Source organism: Nocardia fodinahabitans, from assembly GCF_052983615.1.
Window position 1 is genome coordinate 4,347,478 of sequence record NZ_JBRJJC010000001.1, and the last position, 19,780, is coordinate 4,367,257.

Sequence of the window (19,780 nt, forward strand, 5' to 3'; positions counted from 1 at the left end):
GTCACACCTGATGCTGAACTACCTCGAAGACGTCCATGGTCGCGACACGATGACATCAGCACAGCCATCCAGCCGCCGCAGACCGGATCCTCGGCGTGAACTCGCCCATGCGCTTATGTACGGCGATCCGCTCGATGAGTTGGCGAGCCGGGCCGAACTGGTCGTCCATCCCAGATACGATCTCGTGGCCGTGGCCGCCGTCAGCGACACCCGCCGGAGTCAGCGAGTCGAAGCGGCGCAATGGTCGGCGCGTTTGGTGTGCTACTTGGACAACGACCCGCTCGGGCAAGGGGCGCTGCACGTGTTCGATTCCGACGGGGGCCTGGTCCTGCTACCGGCACCGGGGCACGCGACGAACCGCGCACGGTACACCGACATCGCGCACGGGCTGTGCGATCACCTCGGCCAATCGATTGCCCTCGTCGAGTTGCATGATGTGGCACGTGGCGATCTCCGTGACGCACAGCGAATGATCCACGAGCTGTGCCGACTTGTCGCGCATTTACGGGCGCTTCCCGGCGCCTACACACTCGACGATCTCGCACTCGACTACCAGCTCACCCGTCCTAGCCCAGCGCGAAGCCGACTCGCGTCGATACTGGCGCCGCTTCGCGGTCACCGACATCTTATGGAGACGCTGCGGGCGTATCTACTGTTCGGAACCGATCGCAAACGTATCGCCGAGTCGTTGACGCTGCATCCCAACAGCGTCAGCTATCGGTTGCGGCGCATCGCCGAGATCACCGGGCTGAATCCCGGAGAACCGGCAGATTCGCGAAAGCTGGCGGCAGCGTGGATTGCGTCGGAATGGCAAATCTCTGAGCTGGAGGAGCAGCGGGCGCGCCCAGCCGTAGAACACTCATGAGCCGACGACCTGTCCAGAACCGCAGCGTTGCGATCGCGAACGAACAGCAGAAACGGGCGGAGAGATGACTCCGACCCTGCCGGCCGCGGGCGGCCCGCCGCACGCGAAAACCCGCGCGTCGACGCCGTCACGATCCCGTCGACGTGAACAGATAGGCGCGATGCTCGACGTCGGCACCAACACGATCCACCTCCGCGAAGACGGCTCCGCGCACGGCAGGCCGCTGCTTCTCGTCCACGGCTTCGACGCGTCGATGCATTGGTACGACAAGCTCACCCCACTACTGACCGATCGCTATCGGGTCATCCGCGTCGACCTCGTGGGTTACGGCTGCACCGGCGGCGACCGAGCTCCGGACGGACCGGCTCAGGGCTCCGTCGTGGCGGCGGTCCTGGATAAGCTCGACGTCACCGGCGTGACAGCGCTCGGGCACTCGTTCGGCTGCGATGTCGTGATGTCGGTGGCCGAGCAGAGCAGCCGGGTATCTCGAGTCGTGCTGGTCGGGCAGGCACCCGATTACAGCTATGCGAATTTTCCGGTGGGGCAAGCACTGCTCACGCTGCCATTGCTCGGCGGTGTGCTGCACAGGCTGGCGTGGCCAGCGGCGACCGAGTATTTCGGTCGCATCGCGTTCGCTCCCGGGTTCGTCGTCGACGAGGGGCTCGATGCGAACCGAATGTTCGAAGACCATCGGGCGATGGCAGCAGCCGCGGCCCATACGGTCCTCGTCGAACGCAAGAAACGGTTGGCGAATCGCCCGCTCGACGTCCAATTGCGCGACATCGGGCTGCCCGCCTTGGCAGTACATGGGCGATCGGACCAAATGTATGACTGCGCTACCACCCTCGCACGCTACGCGGCAGCCGGCGCCGAGGTCGAGGTGATCGAAGATGCCGGCCACTCGCCCAATGTCGAACAGCCTGAACAGCTCGCCCGGACGATCCGAGCGTTCGTGGAGCGCAACAGCTGATTTGCGCCGGTAGAAGTCTGGCGCTGCTCTGCGCGAGTGTCCGGGCGGCGAACGCCATCCGTACGGCGAATTTCAATTTCGTCTACATCCCGGAACTGCACTGGATGCGAAGTATCCGTTCGCGCTCGCGATCATGGTCGGGCTGGGTGTCGGGCTCTGGGGCGTTTTCAGATGGCGCCACTGGCTGTGACAATCACGAACGCGTCCGGGGCTCCCGGCGATCGCGGTGAGGGTCGAGTGACAGCGGCGTTCCCATGTTCGCTGTGCCCTACCACTCCACAAGCGTGAACGCGAACGACCTGGGCTTTCGCTATGAGACTTCCTCGGCATTACGGAGCATAAGCTGTTGACCTGCGGAAACAACGTCGCAGGTTGGTGCCCTCGGCAGGATTCGAACCTGCGACACCCGCTTTAGGAGAGCGGTGCTCTATCCCCTGAGCTACGAAGGCGGGGTTGGCCGGGTCGGGTTGAGGCCCGGTTCGACCGTGCCGAGTATAGCGTGCGAGGCCGGTGGGGTAGCAAAGCCGGGGAGGGGCTCCTCCAGTCCATGCGGATGTCATGGAATCTGGTCGCGGCGACACGCTGATCTGAAACAGGTGTGGGCCCCTGAGGTGGGGTTTCGGTGTTCTAGCGTTCCCGGTGGCTTCCGCCCGGCTGTTCGGGCATTCGTGCACGCACTGACTTTCTGCCTTCTCTCGAGGAGTACGTGGTCATGGTTGTGGGGTCCCGCTTACGGCGGCACGGCGCGCTGAGTCGCGCCGTGCCGCCGGGGTTGTCTGTGTCGATCGCGTTGCTCGGCGTGCGCAGGTGGTGAGGGCGCTCGTGCTGGCCGCGGCGGTGTGTCTCGGGCTGGCCGGGTGTGCGGTCGATGGTGGGCTGGTCGATGCGGATACGCCGTTGTCACAGGCGGATCGGGCGGCTGCGGCGCGCGCCGAGGAGATCGAGGGCGCGAGCGCGGCGACGCAATCGACCATGCTCGCGTTCTATCGGTCCGTCTGCGCCTTGCAGACCCGGTATCGGGCCGACTTGAAGGCCGCCGACCGCGAGGCCGGGACGCTCACCCCGGTGCAGTATCGCGACGCTGCCGCGATGATCCTCGGTGGCCGTGCCGCCGCGGCCGACGGTGCGCGCGACACCGCGAACCGGTTGCCGATCCCGGACCTGTTCCCCGACGAATGGCGGTCCGCGCAGGGCGAATTGGTCGGGCTCTTCGATCGGCTCGGGCAGGCGGACCGGGTGCGGGCGGGCGAAATGGGTGGCGTCGATCTCGCCGATACCGACCGGCTGCGCGGCGTCGCCAGGGATCTGCTCGCCGCCTCGGCGCAGCAGATCGAGAACGAGAATCCGCGGATCCGGGTCGTCGCCCAGCGACTCCCCGCGTCCAAGCAGGTTCGGCGGGACGCGGGGGAGTTGTCCGAGTGCCGGACTCCTAGCTGACGAGCGACCTGCCACTTACCGGAGAGAACCCGCATTGACGAGACAGGAAGGAGTGTGTGATGCGCGCAGTCGGATTCGTTCGCGGTGTGCTGCTGGCCGGCATGGTGTTCGCCGCCCTGTCGGTAGCCGGCGTGGCTGCCGCTGACGACACTCCGACCGCCCACGCCATCCCGTTCACCGGGTTCGGCCCGAACCTGTCGCCGCCGATCGTCGACGCGATCCTGGCCATCGCTCCGGATCCCGCGCCACCCACCCCGGAATACTCAGCAGCAGAGGCGGTTCCGTCACAAGTAGTCGGCCGCCCGTGGGCTGACGCCGGTCATGCGCTGGACATGATGCTCCCGGCGGGCCCATCCCCGATCGGGCCGATCCTGTCCCTGCTCGAGACATTCGGTTTCGCGCTACCGCACCAGGCCCAACCGGATCAGCCGATGCCCTGGTCCGATCCCACGGGGCCGTCGTCCGGGGTCGATCCTGGTGAGATGCCGGCTGAGAGTCGTCCTGCTGATTCGGCGGGCTCGGGTGGACCGGCCGAGTCGACGGGTGGAGTTGATCCGGCCGAGTCGGCCATCGGGGCCGAATCTGCGGTCGTCGGGACGGGGGAGATGTTCGGCGGCGGCTCGGTCGAAGCGTGGACGCTTGCTCGTGTGGGCGCGGCGTTCCAGCTACATTGCCGCCGGGTCCTCTTCGGCCCGGTCGACTTCGCCGCCACCGACTTCGCCGCGACCGACCTAGGCCAGGCCGGGCTCCGAGAGACATTGGCGGAGGTCGGCCCGCAGGTGAGCGGTGTGCCCCCGCGCGGGTCGGATCGAGGTGATCCGGTCGAAGTCGTGGTCGGCGCCCGGGTCGGACCGGCGGTCATCAAGGACGGTCGTGCCGACAGTCGGCACCGGTATTACGTGAGCCGCGACGGTAACGGCCACACCATGATCGGTCATCGGGAGATCCCCCGTGCCCACCCCGGCCCCGGCTATCTCGGCGGCGCCAGGGCCGGTCCCGGCCCACCGGCTGGTTCAGAACGCGTCGAACCCACCGCCGCCGTCGAACCCGCCGCTGTCGTATCCACCACCGTCGACACCATCGGAGCCGCCCCAGCCATCTGAATCCTGACCCGGGTCGTATCCCGGATCCTGGCCGGCATCGCCCTGGTCGAGTGCCGCTTCGCCGGTGCCTTCCTCGAAGGCCTGGGCGTCGTAGCCGACTCCGGACATCCCGGCGAACAATGTCGTGAACAGCAGTGCCGAACCGGCGCCCCAGGCGCCGGCCATCAGCGCGGGCTTCCACCACGGCTCCGAATACCACCCCGCGGGGACCGGGCGTCCGGCCACGCGCCCGCCGGGGTAGTAGTTCGGCGTGCCCTGGGAAGGAGTGGGGGAGGCGGCGATGCGGCGACCGTTGTGCTCGACGATCCGTGGCTGGTCGACCTGTCCCGCGATGTCCTGACCATCGAGGGCGGGTACCGGCGGGCCCGGGTCCATATTCATCGCGGTGCGCGCAGCCCGGATGTAATAGAGCCCTTCCACCGCCGTCTGCTTGGCCAGGCGGGCCTGGGCGGGCGAGTTCGCCCTGTCCATCTGCCCGCCCGCGGCGTTGTAGCGTTCGGACGCGTCGGCCAGCGCCTGCCGGGCCGCTTCGTTGCGCGGCGACAGCTGGTACACCTGGCCGCCGAGCCGTTCGATCGTCACCCTGGCATCGGCCTGCGCTTCGTCGAGTTCGCGCGCGTTCCGCTTGTTCTGCTCGGCGCGCAGGTACAGCAGAGCCACCACGCACACGACGACGATCACGATCAACCACCACAGCATCGCGCACCTCTTTCGCCCGAGGTCTCGAGATGCCGTCCAGTTTACTGACTGGTTGCCCGAACGGGATGAGGCTGCTTGATCAGCGCGTTGCGGGGTAGCTCACCCGGCGAGATGGCGGGCGATCACCAGGCGCTGGATCTGATTGGTGCCCTCGAAGATCTGCATGACCTTGGCCTCGCGCATGTAGCGCTCCACCGGGAAGTCCTGGGTGTAGCCGTAGCCGCCGAAGACCTGGACCGCGTCGGTGGTCACCTTCATCGCGGCGTCGGTGGCGACCAGCTTGGCGACGCTGGCCTGTCGCGAGTACGGCAGGCCGGCATCGCGGCGCCGTGCCGCGTCGAGGTAGGTGGCGCGGGCGGTGTCGACGGCGGCCGCCATGTCGGCGAGTACGAAGCCGAGGCCCTGGTGGTCGATGATCTTGCGGCCGAACGCCTCCCGCTCCTTGGCGTAGGCGACGGCCTCGTCGAGCGCGCGCTGGGCGACGCCGGTGGCCACGGCGGCGATGCCGAGGCGGCCCGCGTCGAGGGCGCTGAAGGCGATCGACAGGCCCTGGCCCTCGTCGCCGATGCGGCGTTCGGCGGGCAGGAAAGCGTCGTCGTAGGCGGCGGTGGTGGTGGGGATGCCGCGCAGGCCCATCTTCTCCTCGGGCTTGCCGAAGCTCAGACCGGCGGTGTCGGCGGGGACCAGGAAGCAGGCGATGCCGCGCGAGCCCTCGCCGGTGCGGGCGAACAGGGTGTAGAAGTCGGCGCGGCCGCCGTTGGTGATCCACGCCTTGGTGCCGGTGAGCCGGTAGCCGCCGTCGACCGGGGTGGCGCGGCAGCGCAGGGCGGCGGCGTCGGAACCGGCGTGCGCCTCGGACAGGCTGTAGGCGCCGATGGTTTCGCCGGAGAGCATGCCCGCGAGCCACTGCTGCTTCTGCTCGTCGGTGCCGTAGGTGAACAGCGGATGGCAGGACAGGCCGTGCACGCTCACCGCGACCGCCACGGCGGCCCAGCGGCTCGCCAGTTCCTCGAGCACCTGCAGGTAGACCTCGTAGGGCTGGGCGCCGCCGCCGAATTCTTCCGGGTACGGCAGGCTCAGCAGCCCGGCCGCGCCGAGCGCGGGGAAGACGCCGTCGGGGAAGACGCCGGTCTTCTCACTCTCGACGACGCGCGGCTCGAGCACCTTGTCGGCGATGTCGCGGGTCAGCTCGATCAGCTCGCGCGCTTCGTCGGTGGGCAGCATCCGGTCAACAGCCATGCTCGACACAGTACGTCCAGCACTGAATTGCGTGCAAGGCAGCACGGAATTTCTGAACTCTATACTGGGTCGATGCCCGAGCTGCCACCGAACAAGCATCAGGAGAAGAGTCTGCGAACGCGGACACTACTGCTCGATGCCGCGATCGAGAGCCTGGCCGAGGTCGGCTACGCGGGCGCATCGATCGCCGACATCACCGCCAGGGCCGGGGTCACCCGGGGTGCGCAGCTGCACCAGTTCCACACCAGGAGCGAGCTGTTCGCCCAGACCATCGGTCACCTCACCGAACGGCAGCGGGAAGCCATGCAGCGCAAAGCGAAAGCCCTGCCGGGCGACAGCGCGGCGGGCGCGGTGCTCGTCGAGCTGGTCACCGCGACGTTCGCGGGGCAGCTCGGCCGCGCCGCCGTCGAGCTCTACGTCGGCATCGCCAACGATCCGCCGCTACGCCGGGAGATGCTGCGCGTGCAGCACGAGCTGACCGTCGAGCTGCTCGACCGCTGCGCCGGGCTGATCGACCCCGCGATCACCCGCGAGCGGCTGGAGAGCACCTTCTGGCTCACCATCAACCTGGTCCGTGGCGCCACTCTCGACGAGATGGTCGGGCGCGACCGGGTCCGCCGCAAGCAGGTGCTGGCCGACTGGACCGCGCTGGCCGACCTCGCCCTGCGCTGACCTCCCGGGCCTATCATCTGCGCATGAACGCAGACGGCGGACCGGTCCGCGCGCCGCTGGCCGAGGAACAGGTGGGACTGGTCGTCGAGGTCTTCCGGATGCTCGCCGATCCGACCCGGGTCCAGGTGCTGTGGGCGCTGGCCGACCGTGAATTGTCGGTGAACGAACTGGCGACCGAGGTCGGCAAGCCGGGACCGTCGGTGTCACAGCATCTGGCCAAATTGCGGATGGCGCGGCTGGTGCGCACCCGCCGCGACGGCACCACGATCTACTACAGCCTGGAGAACGATCACGTCCGCAGCCTGGTGGTCGACGCGGTGCACAACGCCGAGCACGCGGGGCCCGGCGTGCCCGCCCACCATCGCGGGCCCGATGGGCAGCCACCGCACCGGACGCAAGAGGGCTGACACTGAACACACCGTTCACCAGGAAAAGTTACGCCGGGAAACGGTTGCCGCCCGCGCTCCCTTCGGTAGCATCCGCTTGTGACGTGGCTCATGCCGCGGCGAGACCGAAGGAGTTTTCGATGCTGAGCACCATGCAGGACGACCAGCTGTCGCTGGCCAAACTGCTCAACTATGCCGCCACCTTCCAGGGCAATTCGACCGTGTCCACCTGGACCGGCGACGGCGTGCGCACGATGACCTACCGTGAGCTCGGCGCCGACGCCGCACGGCTGGCCAACGCGCTGCGCGGGCTCGGCATCGAAGAGGGCGACCGCGTCGGCACCTTCATGTGGAACAACAACGAGCACATGGTCGCCTACATCGCGGTGCCCGCGATGGGCTCGGTGCTGCACGCGCTCAACATCCGCCTGTTCCCGGAGCAGCTGGTGTTCGTCGCCAACCACGCCGAGGACAAGGTCGTGCTCGTCGACGGCACGCTGCTGCCGCTGTTCGCGCAGTACCTACCGAACCTGAAGACCGTCAAGCATGTGATCGTCGTCAACGGTGACGCCGCCGCGCTGACCGCGCCCGAGGGCGTGCAGGTGCACTCCTACCGCGAGCTGCTCGACAGCCAGTCCGCCGAGTTCGACTTCCCGGTCGTGGACGAGCGTTCCGCCGCCGCCATGTGCTACACCTCCGGCACCACCGGCGACCCGAAGGGCGTCGTCTACTCGCACCGCTCCAACTGGCTGCACGCCATGCAGGTCAACTCGCCCAACGGCATGGGTTTCCACGGCGGGGACTACGTGCTCGCGATCGTGCCGCTGTTCCACGCCAACGCGTGGGGCCTGCCGTACGCGGCGCTGATGTCGGGCGCGAACATCCTGATGCCGGACCGCTTCCTGCAGCCGGGCCCGCTGCTGGAGATGATGGCGGCCGAGAAGCCGACCTTCGCCGCCGCCGTGCCGACCATCTGGGGCGGCGTGCTGGCCGGCCTGGCCGCGCAGCCGCAGGACATCTCGCACCTGCGCACCGCCGTCGTCGGTGGTTCCGCGGTGCCGCCCGCCATGATGCGCGCGTTCGAGGAGAAGCACGGCGTGCGCATCCTGCACGCGTGGGGCATGACCGAGACCTCCCCGCTGGGCAGCGTCGCGCACGCGCCCGCCGGTGTCGAGGGCGAGGAGGCCTGGGCCTACCGCTACACGCAGGGCCGTTTCCCGGCCAACGTCGAGGCCCGGCTGGTCGGCGACGACGGCAAGGTCGTCCCGAACGACGGTGAGTCGCTCGGCGAGCTCGAGGTCCGCGGCGCGTGGATCACCGGCTCCTACTACTCGCCGACCGGCGCGGAGATCGACCCGGACAAGTTCGACGACGGCTGGCTGCGCACCGGCGACGTCGGCAAGATCAGCCCCGACGGCTACCTCACCCTGGTCGACCGCTCCAAGGACGTCATCAAGTCCGGTGGCGAGTGGATCTCCTCGGTGGACCTGGAGAACGCCGTGATGGGCCACCCGGCCGTCGCCGAGGCCGCCGTGATCGGTGTCCCGGACGAGAAGTGGGACGAGCGCCCGCTGGTCGCGATCGTGCTGACCGAGGGCGCGGCCGCCGACGCCGTCGAGCTGCGTGACTTCCTGGCCGACAAGTTCGCCAAGTGGCAGCTGCCGGAGCGCTGGACCTTCATCGCCGAGGTGCCCAAGACCAGCGTCGGCAAGTTCGACAAGAAGCGGCTGCGCGCGCAGTACGCCGAGGGCGAGCTGGATGTGACGACTGTGTGATTGGCGGCTGGCGCCGCAGGGTTTCGGCCTCGTGACCTCGCCGCCGAGGGGTGATACTGCGCCTTCGGCGGTACGTCTCACCCCTCGGCGGCGAGGCGGCCGAAACCGGGGTCGGCTGGTAGACGTGGCGGCGGGAGCCGAAACCGGTGTCGGCTGGTAGACGTGGCGGCGGGCGTGGAATCTCTTCCACGCCCGCCGTTCTCATTCAGTTGTTGTTCAGTTGTTTGTTCTGTTGTCGGATTCTGTTGTGCGATGCAGTTGTCGATATTCAGTTGTCGATAGAAATGCTGGTGCTCAACAGTTCCGGAGTTCCGGGCTCTGGTTGAGGAGCTGGGCGCGCGGGCTGATGTAGCGGCTGTAGGTCTCGCCGCCGACCGCCGAGAGCGGGAAGGCCGCGACCCGATGGCAGTTCTGGAACGCGAGCTTCACGCCGAAGTGCCGTTCCAGTCCGCCGCGGATGGCGTCGGAGGCCAGGGCGCGCAGCAGCTGGCCGCGGGCGACCTCGTCCGGCGGCGGCACCACGTTGTCGGCGAATTCCGCGTCGCCTGTCCGCAGGTCACCGGCTACCCGGCTCACCACTTCCCAGGCGTAAGGCAGTGACGTGCGGACGCATTCGACGAATTCGGCGTCGTCGATATCGCCCTGTTCGGCGCGCTCGAGCAAGGCTGCGGGAACATCGAGGGACATGGCGCTCTCCTCCTGCTTGGTGGTGGTCGGCGGGATGCGATGCCCCTTCGAGTCTAAACGAAATCGGTTGTCAACAACACTGGATTCATTCTGAAAGTGCTTTCCGTAGCGCGCTTTTCGCGTCGGCGGCCAGGTCGGTGATCAGTTCGCCCGCCGATAGCTCGGTCGTGAGCGAATGTGTTTGGCCCGCCCACAGATTCACATCGTCGGTGTTGCCCGCGGCGCGGCCCTCGGCCCGCAACGGGGCGGTGGCGTAGTGAATTTCGGGGTACGCGGCGGGTGCGGTCGCGGTGTGCTCCCGAAGAAAACGGTTGCGGATTCCGCGCGCACGTCGTCCGGTGAAGGCGCGGGTGAGCATCGTCGGTTCCGCCGACCCGATCGTGCCCCGGTGCGCGGCGTTGGTGCCCGACTCCGGACAGCGCAGCAGCGCGGTGCCGAGCTGCCCGGCCGCCGCGCCCCCGGCGAGCACCGCGGCCAGGCCCGCGCCGGTGGCGATGCCGCCCGCGGCGATGATCGGGCGGTCGGTGGCGGCGGTGAGCAACTGGAGCAGGGACAGCAGGCCCAGTGGGTCGACCGGATCGTCGGCGGGATCGTCGAGGAAGCTCGCGCGGTGCCCGCCCGCCTCGGCGCCCTGCGCGATCAGCGCGTCGGCGCCCGCGTCGAGCGCGATCGCCGCCTCGGTGGGGGAGGTGACCGTCACCCAGACCTCGGTGCCGACCGCGTGCAGCCGGTCGACCTCGACGGCGGTGGGACAGCCGAAGGTCGTCGACACCACCGCGACCGGGTCGGCCACCAGCAGGTCGATCTTCTCGGCCCAGCCGTCGGTGTCGTGCTTGGGCGTGCCGAGCGGGAACTCGCCGCCCAGTTCGGCCAGGTAGGCCGCGTAGGTCGCCGGCTCGGCGACCGGGCCGGGGGCGAACAGATTCATGCCGAACGGAGCGGTGGTCGCGGCTCTGGTCGCCGCGATCTGGTCGGCCATCGCCGCCGGCTCGAGGTAGCCGGCGGCCAGCTGGCCGAACCCGCCCGCGTTCGAGACGGCGACCACCAACTCCGGGGTGGACGGGCCGCCCGCCATGGGCGCGGCGACGATGGGGACACGCAAGCTCTCGATCACCATGTCCCGAGTCTGTCCCGTCGGCGCCGGGCGGTGCGCCGGGGCCGACACGTGTGACCGGCTCGGCAACGGGATCGTAACTGTGCGCCAGACCTCCCACCTGGGATTTCGGACCAGAAGGTTGCGGAATGGTCACGACCGAGTAGAGTTCCCGTCACAACGGATGCCGAACCGTTACACATAGTTCGGTAACGGGAACCGCCCAGGCGGATTCCGGGCCGGTCGCAAGCCGGTTTCGTTTCCTTGTTGTCGGACGCTAGGACGAGACTTTGTCGCAGCACCGTATGGGCCCCGAATCCATCTCCGTCAAGACCCTGCTGGGTGACGGAGGCGCCGGGCGCCCGAGCCGGCACCGCGCCGAACCCTCGCGCACCGATCGGGTGCGGGTCGCGGCCAGTGCCGCGGTCGCCGCGGGCGCCATCGTCGGCACCGCCGCCTCGATCGCCCCGGCCATCGCCTACGCGGCCCCGCTGCTGCCGACGCACAACGACGACGTCGAGGAATCCGTCGTCCCCGATTCCGCTCGCGAAGCCGCCGAGGTCAGCCTCGTCGCCGCCAAGCAGATCGCCGCGCCCGCCGAGGCCCCCGCGCAGGTGGACGCCGTCGCCGCGCCGATCGCGGCCCCCGTCGCCGCGCCGTTCGGCATCGGCAACCTGCCGCCCGAGATCGCCGGCCCGCTGGCCCAGGTCGAGGACATCATCCAGGGCATCCAGCACCAGGTGGCGCCGCCGCAGGCCGCCCGCCCGGTCGCGGGCCCGATCAGCTCCGGCTACGGCGCCCGCTGGGGCGCCATGCACTACGGCCTGGACTTCGCCGACTCGATCGGCGCCCCGATCCACTCCGTGTCCAGCGGCACCGTCATCGAGGCGGGCCCGGCCTCGGGCTTCGGCCTGTGGGTGCGGGTGCTGCAGGACGACGGCACCACCGCCGTCTACGGCCACGTCAACGAGATGCTGGTGACCCAGGGGCAGCGGGTCAACGCGGGCGAGGTCATCGCGACCGTCGGCAACCGCGGCCAGTCCACCGGACCGCACCTGCACCTGGAGATCTGGGATCAGGGCGGCGGCAAGATGGACCCGATTCCCTACCTCGCTTCCAAGGGTGTGCCGCTGGAGTGGGGCCCCTCCGCGCACTGAGCGTTCCAGATGCGGACTTTCTCCGCGAAAGCCGAGTGACGGTGGTTCAGTATGAGCCCCGTCACTTTGCTGTGTGATCCGGCAACACGCCTAGTCGACGAGCCGATACTCCTCAGGGCCCGCGGAACCGGGGGCCCCGCAATCGGGGGCTGTCGGCACGATGTTCGGCCGGTGCGTGGTCGCTCGATATGATGGCTCGATCTGCACGGGGCGGCCGTCCGCGCGCGTCCATGCTCGATGAGAGGTGAATGAACCCGAATGGAAACTGCCCGTCGTTCTGCCCGCGGTAACCGCCGTCGCCGGTCGAGCAGTCCGACATTCGGTCAGTTGCTGACGGCAGCCGTGGAATCGGCCGCCGACACCACCGCCATCCGGTTCAACCCCACCAGTGACCCGGCCGACCAGCGCGAACTCACCTACCGCGCGCTGGACGAGGAATCCTCCCGGCTGGCCAGGGAGCTGATCGCCCGCGGCGTCGGTCCCGGCGACATCGTCGCCGTCGCGATCACCCGCTCGATCGAATCCGTGCTCAGCGTGTGGGCCGTGGCCAAGTCCGGCGCCGCCTATGTGCCGATCGACCCGGCCTACCCGGCCGAGCGCATCGCCCACATCGTCACCGACTCGCACGCGGTGCTCGGCGTCACCACCGCCGCGCACCGGCCCGCGCTCGGCTCCTCGACCGAGTGGCTCGAGCTCGACGACCCCGCCGTCGCGGCGCGGATCGCGGCCCAGCCCGCGCACGCCATCTCCTACAGCGACCGGGTGCGCACGCTCGACGAGCGGCATCCGGCCTACGTCATCTACACCTCCGGCTCCACCGGTCTGCCCAAGGGCGTGGTGGTGACCCAGGCGGGGCTGTCGACGATGGCCGCGGTGGGCAGCCAGTACCGGGTCGACGCGGGCTCGCGGGTGACCCACCTGAGCTCGCCCAGCTTCGACTTCTCCCTGATGGAGATGCTGTTCACCTTCACCGCGGGCGCGACCCTGGTCGTGGTCCCGCCGACGGTGTTCGGCGGCGACGAACTCGCCGATCTCGTTCGCCGCGAACAGGTCTCGCACCTGCTGATCACCCCGGGCGCGCTCGAATCGGTCGACTCCACGCAGGTCGACAGCGTGCGCGTGGTCGTCACCGGCGGTGACAAGCTCGGCCCCGAACTGGTGGATCGCTGGGCGGCGCAGGGCCGTTCGGTGTTCAACGCCTACGGTCCCACCGAAGCCACCGTCATGGTGACCACCGGCGAGATGACCGCGGGCGAGGCGGTGACGCTGGGTTCGGTGATCCCGGGCGTCGCGGCCTTCGTGCTGGACGCGCGTCTGCGCCCGGTGCCCGCTGGCGTCGTCGGTGAGCTGTACCTGGCCGGACCCGCGCTGGCCCAGGGCTACCTGGATCGCCCCGAGCTGACCACCGAGCGCTTCGTCGCCAACCCGTTCGGCGCCGACGCGAGCGCGCCCGGTGGACGCCTGTACCGCACCGGTGACCTGGTGCGCCGCAACACTTCCGGCGAGTTCGAGTACCTCGGCCGCTCCGACTTCCAGGTCAAGATCCGCGGCCTGCGGATCGAGCTCGGCGAGATCGACAACGCGCTGACCACCCACCCGGACGTCGACTTCGCGGCGACCCTGGGCCGCACCCTGACCAACGGCGTGACCTCGCTGGTCGCCTACGTGCTGCCCCGCGCGGGCGCCGCGGTGACCCCGGCCGAGCTGGCCGGCCACCTGTCGGGGCTGCTGCCCGCGTACATGGTGCCCGCGGCGATCATGCTGCTCGACGAGATCCCGCTGACCCCGGTCGGCAAGCTCGATCGAAAGGCCCTGCCGGAGCCCACCTTCACCGCCCGCGAGTTCCGCGCGCCGAGCACGCCGATCGAGGAGATCGTCGCGCAGGTGTTCGCTGCGCTGCTGCTGTCGGGTGACGACACCCCGCGGGTCGGTGCGGACGACGACTTCTTCGAACTCGGCGGCAACTCGCTGCTGGCCGCCCAGGCCGTGGCCCGGATCGGCACCGCGCTCGACGCCAGGGTGCCGGTGCAGCTGGTGTTCGAGGCCTCGACGGTGTCGGCGCTGGCCGCACGGATCGAGTCGCACGTGGGCGCGGGCACGGGTAACCCGCTGACCGCGCAGACCAGGCCCGAGCAGATCCCACTGTCGTACGCGCAGCAGCGGATGTGGTTCCTCAACCGCTTCGATCCGGGCAGCGGCGCCAACAACATTCCGCTGCCGGTGCGCCTGTCCGGCGAGCTGGATGTGGCCGCCATGCGCGCCGCCGTCGCCGACCTGGTCGGCAGGCACGAGGTGTTGCGCACGATCTACCCGGAGGTCGACGGTGACGCCGTGCAGCTGGTGCTGCCGGTGGGCGATCCGCGCGCCGTCCCGCAGGTCGACGTGGCCGACGCGACGCCCGAACAGCTGCCCGGCCTGATCGCCGAGCAGGCGGTGGCCGGTTTCGACGTCACGGCCGCGCCGCCGGTGCGGGTGCGGCTGTTCCGCCTCGGTGCCCAGGAGCACGTGCTGCTGTGCGTGGTGCACCACATCGCCGCCGACGGCTTCTCGATGGCGCCGCTGACTCGCGACCTGATCGCCGCCTACTCCGATCGGTTGCGCGGCACTGCGCCCGCCTGGCATCAGCTGCCGGTGCAGTACGCCGACTTCACCCTGTGGCAGCGGGCGACGCTGGGCGCCGAGTCCGACCCGGATTCGTTGCTGGCCCAGCAGATCTCCTTCTGGCGTGACGAATTGGCCGGGCTGCCGGAGCAATTGGACCTGCCCGCCGACCGGCCGCGCCCGGCGGCGATGACCAACCGCGGCGCGAGCTACGACTTCCGGATCGACGCGGACACCCATGCCGCGCTGGATCGGCTGTCCCGCGAACACAATTCGACGCTGTTCATGGTCGTGCACACCGCACTGGCCGTGCTGCTGGCGCGCCTCTCGGGCACCACCGACATCGCCGTCGGCACGCCCGTCGCCGGTCGTGGCGAAGCGGTGCTCGACGACGTGATCGGCATGTTCGTCAACACCCTGGTGCTGCGTACCGAGGTGGACCCGGCGCGCAGCTTCGATGAACTGCTCGGCACCGTCCGCGGCACCGACGTGGCCGCTTTCGGCCACGCCGACGTGCCGTTCGAGCGGCTGGTCGAGCTGCTCGACCCGGCCAGGTCGATGGCCAGGCACCCGCTGTTCCAGGTGATGCTCACCTTCCAGAACCTCGCCGGCACCGAGCTGCGCCTGCCGGGCCTCACGGTCGCCGGCGTCGATCTGGCCGTGCCGTTCGCGAAGTTCGACCTCGAACTCACCCTCGTCCCGCTGGAGACCGACGGTGTCGCGAACGGGGTGTCGGCGGCGTTCACCTACGCCACCGACCTGTTCGACGAGGCCACCGTCGCCGGGTTCGCCGACCGGCTGGTGCGTCTGCTGACCGAGGTCGTGGCCGACCCGGCCCGCCCGGTCGGTGCGATCGAGCTGCTCGAGCCGGTCGAGCGCGAGCGAATCCTGCGGCGATGGAACGACACCGGGCACGAGCTGGCGCCCGCGCTGCTGCTCGACGGCTATCGGAGCGCGGTCGCCGCGCATCCCGACGCGGTCGCGCTGTCCTATGAGGGCGCCGAGCTGACCTACCGCGAGTTCGACGAGCGGGTGAACCGGCTGGCCCGGCTGCTGGTGCGGCAGGGCGTCGGTGCGGAGTCGCTGGTCGGGCTGGCGGTGCGCCGGTCGCTGGATCTGGTCGTCGGCATGTACGCGATCGTCACCGCGGGTGGCGCGTACGTGCCGCTGGACCCGGATCATCCGGCCGAGCGGATCGCGCACATCCTCGACACCGCGCAGCCGGTGTGCGTGCTGACCACCACCGCCGACGCCGTCGAGGTGCCCGCGACCACGCCGGTGATCACGATGGATACCGTTGCGCTGGAAGGCTTCTCGGGCGAACCGCTGAGCCCGGCCGAGCTGGTCCGGCCGGTGCTGCCGCAGCACCCGGCCTATGTCATCTTCACCTCGGGTTCCACCGGCCGCCCGAAGGGCGTGGCGGTCTCGCACCAGGCGATCGACAACCAGATCGCGTGGATGCTCGCGGAGTACCCGCTGGCTCCCGGTGACGTCTACCTGCAGAAGACCGCGACCACCTTCGACGTGTCGCTGTGGGGCTATTTCATGCCGCTGCGCACCGGCGCGAAGCTGGTCGTCGCGACCCACGACGGGCATCGCGATCCCGCCTACATCGCCGAAACCATTGCCGCGCAGGGCGTCACGATGACCGACTTCGTGCCGTCGATGCTCACCGTCTTCGCCGCGCACACCGCGCCCGGCGCCATCCCCACCCTGCGCGACGTGTTCGCCATCGGTGAGGCGCTGCCGCCGGAGACCGTCGAGGCGCTGCGCGCGGTCTCGCCCGCGCAGGTGCACAACCTCTACGGCCCGACCGAGGCCGCGGTGTCGGTGACCTACTGGCCGGCGGGCGAGACCGATCGCGGGTCGGTGCCGATCGGCGTGCCGCAGTGGAATACCCAGGTGTACGTGCTGGACTCGCGGCTGCGGCCGGTGCCGTCCGGCGTGGTCGGCGAGCTGTACCTGGCGGGCGATCAGCTCGCGCGCGGGTACGTCGCCCGGCCGGACCTGACCTCGGATCGCTTCGTGGCCAACCCGTTCACGCCCGGCGCGCGGATGTACCGCACCGGTGACCTGGTGGTGTGGCGCACGCCCACCGCCGAGACCCCTGTCCTGGAATACCTGGGCCGCACCGACTTCCAGGTGAAGTTCCGTGGTCAGCGCATCGAGCTCGGCGAGATCGAGACCGCGCTGCTGGCGCAGCCGTCGGTCAGCCAGACCGTGGCCGTGGTCGCCGATTCGCCCGCCGGAGAGCAACTGGTCGCCTACGTGGTGCCCAAGCCGGGCGAGCGGATCGAGCAGGCGGCGTTGCTCGCCGCGATCGGTGAATCGTTGCCCGCGTACATGATTCCGGCCGCCCTGGTCGAGCTGGACGCGTTCCCGCTCAACCCGAGCGGCAAGCTCGACCGCAAGGCGCTGCCCGCGCCCACCTTCACGGCGGGCGAGTTCCGCGCTCCGGCCACCCCCACCGAGGAGATCGTGGCCGGCGTCTACGCCGAGCTGCTGGGGATGGCCCGGGTCGGTGCCGACGACGACTACTTCGCCCTCGGCGGTAACTCGCTGCTGGCCACCCGCGCGATCGCCCGGATCAACGAGGCGCTCGACGGCGAGGTCACCATTCGCGACCTGTTCGAAGCGCCGACCGTCACCGCTCTGGCCGCGCGCATCGGCGCGGTCGGTGGCGCGGCGGCCCGGCCCGCGCTGGTGGCCACCGCACGGCCGGACCGTATCCCGCTGTCGCTGGCCCAGCAGCGCATGTGGGTGCTCAACCAGCTCGACCCCGCCTCGGGCTCGTACAACATCCCGTTCGCCATCCGGCTGACCGGCGCGCTCGACGTGGCCGCGCTCGACGCCGCGGTGACCGACGTGCTCACCCGGCACGAATCGCTGCGCACCCGGTTCCCGGTGTTCACTGGCGCCGCGTCCGAGGGCCCTGCGTGGTCACGCTCCGCTACCTCCGCCGGGCCCGCCGGTCGCGGCGCGCCGGTGGACGGCACCCCGGTCCAGGAGATCCTGCCGGTCGCCGAGGTGCTGCCCGCCGGACTCGAGGTGGAGACCACGACCGAGGTCCTGGCCCGCGCCGCCGCGCTGGCCGCGGCCGGATTCGACGTGACCAGGGAAGTCCCGGTGCGGGCGCGGCTGCTCACCGACGGATCGGCGGCCGACTGGCTGCTGGTGTTCGTGGTGCACCACATCTCCGCCGACGGCGCGTCGCTGGCCCCGCTGGCCCGCGACCTGATGACCGCCTATGTCGCGCGCGCCGGACAGCAGGCCCCGGCGTGGACGCCGCTGCCGGTGCAGTACGCGGACTTCGCGCTCTGGCAGCGCGCGGTCGTCGGCGCCGACGACGAGCCGGACTCGGTCGCCGCCGCGCAGCTGGACTACTGGCGGACCCAGCTGGCCGGGGTGCCCCCGCTGCTGGAGCTGCCGCAGGACCGTCCGCGACCGGCGACGCCGACGCTGCAGGGCGCCACCACCGAGCTGCGGTTGCCCGCCGAGGTGCACGCCCGGCTGAACCACCTCGCGCGCGAGCACAAGTCGTCGCTGTTCATGGTCGTGCACGCGGCCCTGGCCGTGCTGCTGGCCCGGCTGTCGGGCACCACCGACATCGCCATCGGCACCGCCGTGGCCGGGCGTGGTGAGCGGGCGCTCGACGAGCTGGTCGGCATGTTCGTCAACACGCTGACCCTGCGCACCGCGCTGGATCCGGCCGGGTCCTTCGACGAGGCGGTGGATCTGGCCCGCGAGACCGATCTGGGCGCCTTCGCTCACGCCGACCTGCCGTTCGAGCGGGTGGTCGAGGTGGTCGCGCCGGGCAAGGGCAGCGCGCACAACCCGCTGTTCCAGGTGGCGCTGACCTTCAGCAACAACGAAGCGGCCGCGCTCGAGCTGCCCGGTCTCAGCGTGACCGCGCTGGAGACCGCGGTGGCGGCGAAGTTCGACCTGCAGGTCGACGTCGAGCCCCGGTTTACCGCCGAGGGCGCGCCGGACGAGCTGGTCACGCTGTTCAACTACGCCACCGACCTGTTCGACGAGGCCACGGTGCGCACCATCGGTGAGCGCTTCGCCCGCATCCTGACCGCGGTGGCCGCTGATCCGCAGATCCGCGTCGGCGATATCGACATCCTCGACGAGCAGGAGCGGGCCCGGCTGCTCGCGGGCGCCGCGCAGGCACCGGCACCGGCCGCGCCGTCGGGCGGCACCACGCTGGCCCAGGCGTTCACCGCCGCGGCCGAGGACGACCCGGACGGCCCGGCGCTGGTCTGGGGCGAGGACGCGCTCACCTACGAGCAGCTCGACACCCGCTCCTCGCGGTTGGCGCGGCTGCTGATCGGTCGCGGCTTCGGGCCGGGTGCCGGTGTGGCCGTTGATCTTCCGCGTGGCGTCGACTGGGCGGTCGCGGTGTGGGCCGTGCTCAAGGCCGGTGCCGCCGTGCTGCCCGCGCCGGGTGTCGGCACGCTGCCCGCCGAACCGGCGGCCAAGATCGGCATCACCGCGGGCGCGACGCCGGACGGCGATTTCGAGTGGGTGGTCCTCGACGATCCGGCGATCCGCACCGAGCTGTCGACCCAGTCGGCCCGCCCGGTGACCTACGCCGACCGCACCAGGGCACTGCGCGGCGGTGATCCGGCCTTCGTCGGCGCCGACGGCGTCCGCAGCTACGACGAACTCGCCACCGCGGGTGCGCGGGTGCGCACCGACGCCGCGCTGACCTTCGAGTCGCGCACCTTCGGCCTCGGCGCGGCGGACAGCTTCGCGGTCCTCGTCGAGCCGGTCGCCGCCGGTGTCGCGGGCGCGTCGATGGTGCTGGCGCCGGCGGACGGCGAGGATCTGTCGGCGGCGCTGGCCGAAGAATGGGTGAGCCATCTGTTCGGCGATCGGGCCGGTCTCGAGGCGGTCGACACCGCCGGGCTCGACGACTTGCAGGCGCTGATCGCCGACGACGCCGCGCCGGGCAACCCCGGCCCGGCCGAGGTCGTGCTGGTGCTCGGGGACCCGCGTACGTCGGTGGCCTGAGCCGTGACCGTGGTGACGGGGCAACGAGTTCCGGTGATGGGTGAGGTGGGATCGCGATGACACGACCGGTACGGACGCGC

13 protein-coding genes and 1 tRNA gene are annotated in these 19,780 nt (G+C 70.2%); 9 read left to right on the forward strand and 5 right to left on the reverse strand.

Features of this window, described 5'->3' with window-relative positions; genetic code table 11:
• The first annotated feature begins 10 nt into the window (after positions 1-10).
• Entirely contained in the window at positions 11-865 is an 855-nt protein-coding gene (locus NV348_RS20330) for a PucR family transcriptional regulator (protein ID WP_447148322.1), read from the forward strand.
• A gap of 64 nt (positions 866-929) precedes the next feature.
• The gene (locus NV348_RS20335) at positions 930-1,835 is read left to right on the forward strand and encodes an alpha/beta fold hydrolase (RefSeq protein ID WP_447148323.1); all 906 of its coding nucleotides are present in this window, start codon (positions 930-932) and stop codon (positions 1,833-1,835) included.
• Positions 1,836-2,208: 373 nt separating this feature from the next.
• Here the strand turns inward: NV348_RS20335 and NV348_RS20340 are convergent.
• A tRNA-Arg gene (locus NV348_RS20340) sits at positions 2,209-2,284 on the reverse strand.
• Positions 2,285-2,642: 358 nt separating this feature from the next.
• Here NV348_RS20340 and NV348_RS20345 point away from each other — a divergent pair.
• Both NV348_RS20345 and NV348_RS20350 read left to right on the forward strand, forming a co-directional pair.
• Positions 2,643-3,272: a hypothetical protein gene (locus NV348_RS20345; RefSeq protein WP_447148324.1), complete on the forward strand. Its 630-nt coding sequence runs from the start codon at positions 2,643-2,645 to the stop codon at positions 3,270-3,272.
• Between the two features lie 59 nt (positions 3,273-3,331).
• Complete coding sequence (locus tag NV348_RS20350; RefSeq protein WP_447148325.1) at positions 3,332-4,375, forward strand: hypothetical protein; 1,044 nt, start codon at positions 3,332-3,334, stop codon at positions 4,373-4,375.
• Here the strand turns inward: NV348_RS20350 and NV348_RS20355 are convergent.
• Together NV348_RS20355 and NV348_RS20360 are read right to left on the reverse strand one after the other, a co-directional pair.
• Positions 4,286-5,074, reverse strand: coding sequence for a DUF1542 domain-containing protein (locus tag NV348_RS20355; RefSeq protein ID WP_447148326.1), 789 nt, complete (start codon positions 5,072-5,074; stop codon positions 4,286-4,288). The two genes, NV348_RS20350 and NV348_RS20355, sit on opposite strands and share 90 nt — an antisense overlap.
• Before the next feature lie 99 nt (positions 5,075-5,173).
• Positions 5,174-6,313 carry an acyl-CoA dehydrogenase family protein gene (locus NV348_RS20360; RefSeq protein ID WP_447148327.1) on the reverse strand — a complete coding sequence of 380 codons (1,140 nt, stop codon included), beginning with the start codon at positions 6,311-6,313 and terminating at the stop codon, positions 5,174-5,176.
• 72 nt (positions 6,314-6,385) lie between these two features.
• On the opposite strand from NV348_RS20360, the gene NV348_RS20365 reads away from it, so the two are divergent.
• From NV348_RS20365 to NV348_RS20375, 3 genes are all read left to right on the forward strand, one after another.
• Positions 6,386-6,985 (forward strand): TetR/AcrR family transcriptional regulator, encoded by a 600-nt coding sequence (locus NV348_RS20365; protein WP_218720753.1) that lies wholly within the window; start codon positions 6,386-6,388, stop codon positions 6,983-6,985.
• Between the two features lie 23 nt (positions 6,986-7,008).
• Positions 7,009-7,392, forward strand: a complete 384-nt coding sequence (locus NV348_RS20370) for an ArsR/SmtB family transcription factor (RefSeq protein ID WP_447148328.1) — start codon at positions 7,009-7,011, stop codon at positions 7,390-7,392.
• Positions 7,393-7,511: 119 nt separating this feature from the next.
• On the forward strand, positions 7,512-9,146 hold the full coding sequence (locus NV348_RS20375; RefSeq protein ID WP_447148329.1) for a long-chain fatty acid--CoA ligase: 1,635 nt from the start codon (positions 7,512-7,514) through the stop codon (positions 9,144-9,146).
• Positions 9,147-9,440: 294 nt separating this feature from the next.
• Here NV348_RS20375 and NV348_RS20380 read toward each other — a convergent pair whose 3' ends face one another.
• Both NV348_RS20380 and NV348_RS20385 read right to left on the reverse strand, forming a co-directional pair.
• On the reverse strand, positions 9,441-9,833 hold the full coding sequence (locus NV348_RS20380; RefSeq protein WP_447148330.1) for an SCO5389 family protein: 393 nt from the start codon (positions 9,831-9,833) through the stop codon (positions 9,441-9,443).
• An 85-nt stretch (positions 9,834-9,918) separates the two neighbouring features.
• Positions 9,919-10,950, reverse strand: a complete 1,032-nt coding sequence (locus tag NV348_RS20385) for a nitronate monooxygenase (protein ID WP_447148331.1) — start codon at positions 10,948-10,950, stop codon at positions 9,919-9,921.
• Between the two features lie 266 nt (positions 10,951-11,216).
• Here NV348_RS20385 and NV348_RS20390 point away from each other — a divergent pair, with 266 nt between their 5' ends.
• Both NV348_RS20390 and NV348_RS20395 read left to right on the forward strand, forming a co-directional pair.
• On the forward strand, positions 11,217-12,083 hold the full coding sequence (locus NV348_RS20390; RefSeq protein ID WP_447148332.1) for a M23 family metallopeptidase: 867 nt from the start codon (positions 11,217-11,219) through the stop codon (positions 12,081-12,083).
• A gap of 258 nt (positions 12,084-12,341) precedes the next feature.
• Positions 12,342-19,700, forward strand: a complete 7,359-nt coding sequence (locus NV348_RS20395; RefSeq protein ID WP_447148333.1) for a non-ribosomal peptide synthetase — start codon at positions 12,342-12,344, stop codon at positions 19,698-19,700.
• Positions 19,701-19,780 lie beyond the last annotated feature (80 nt).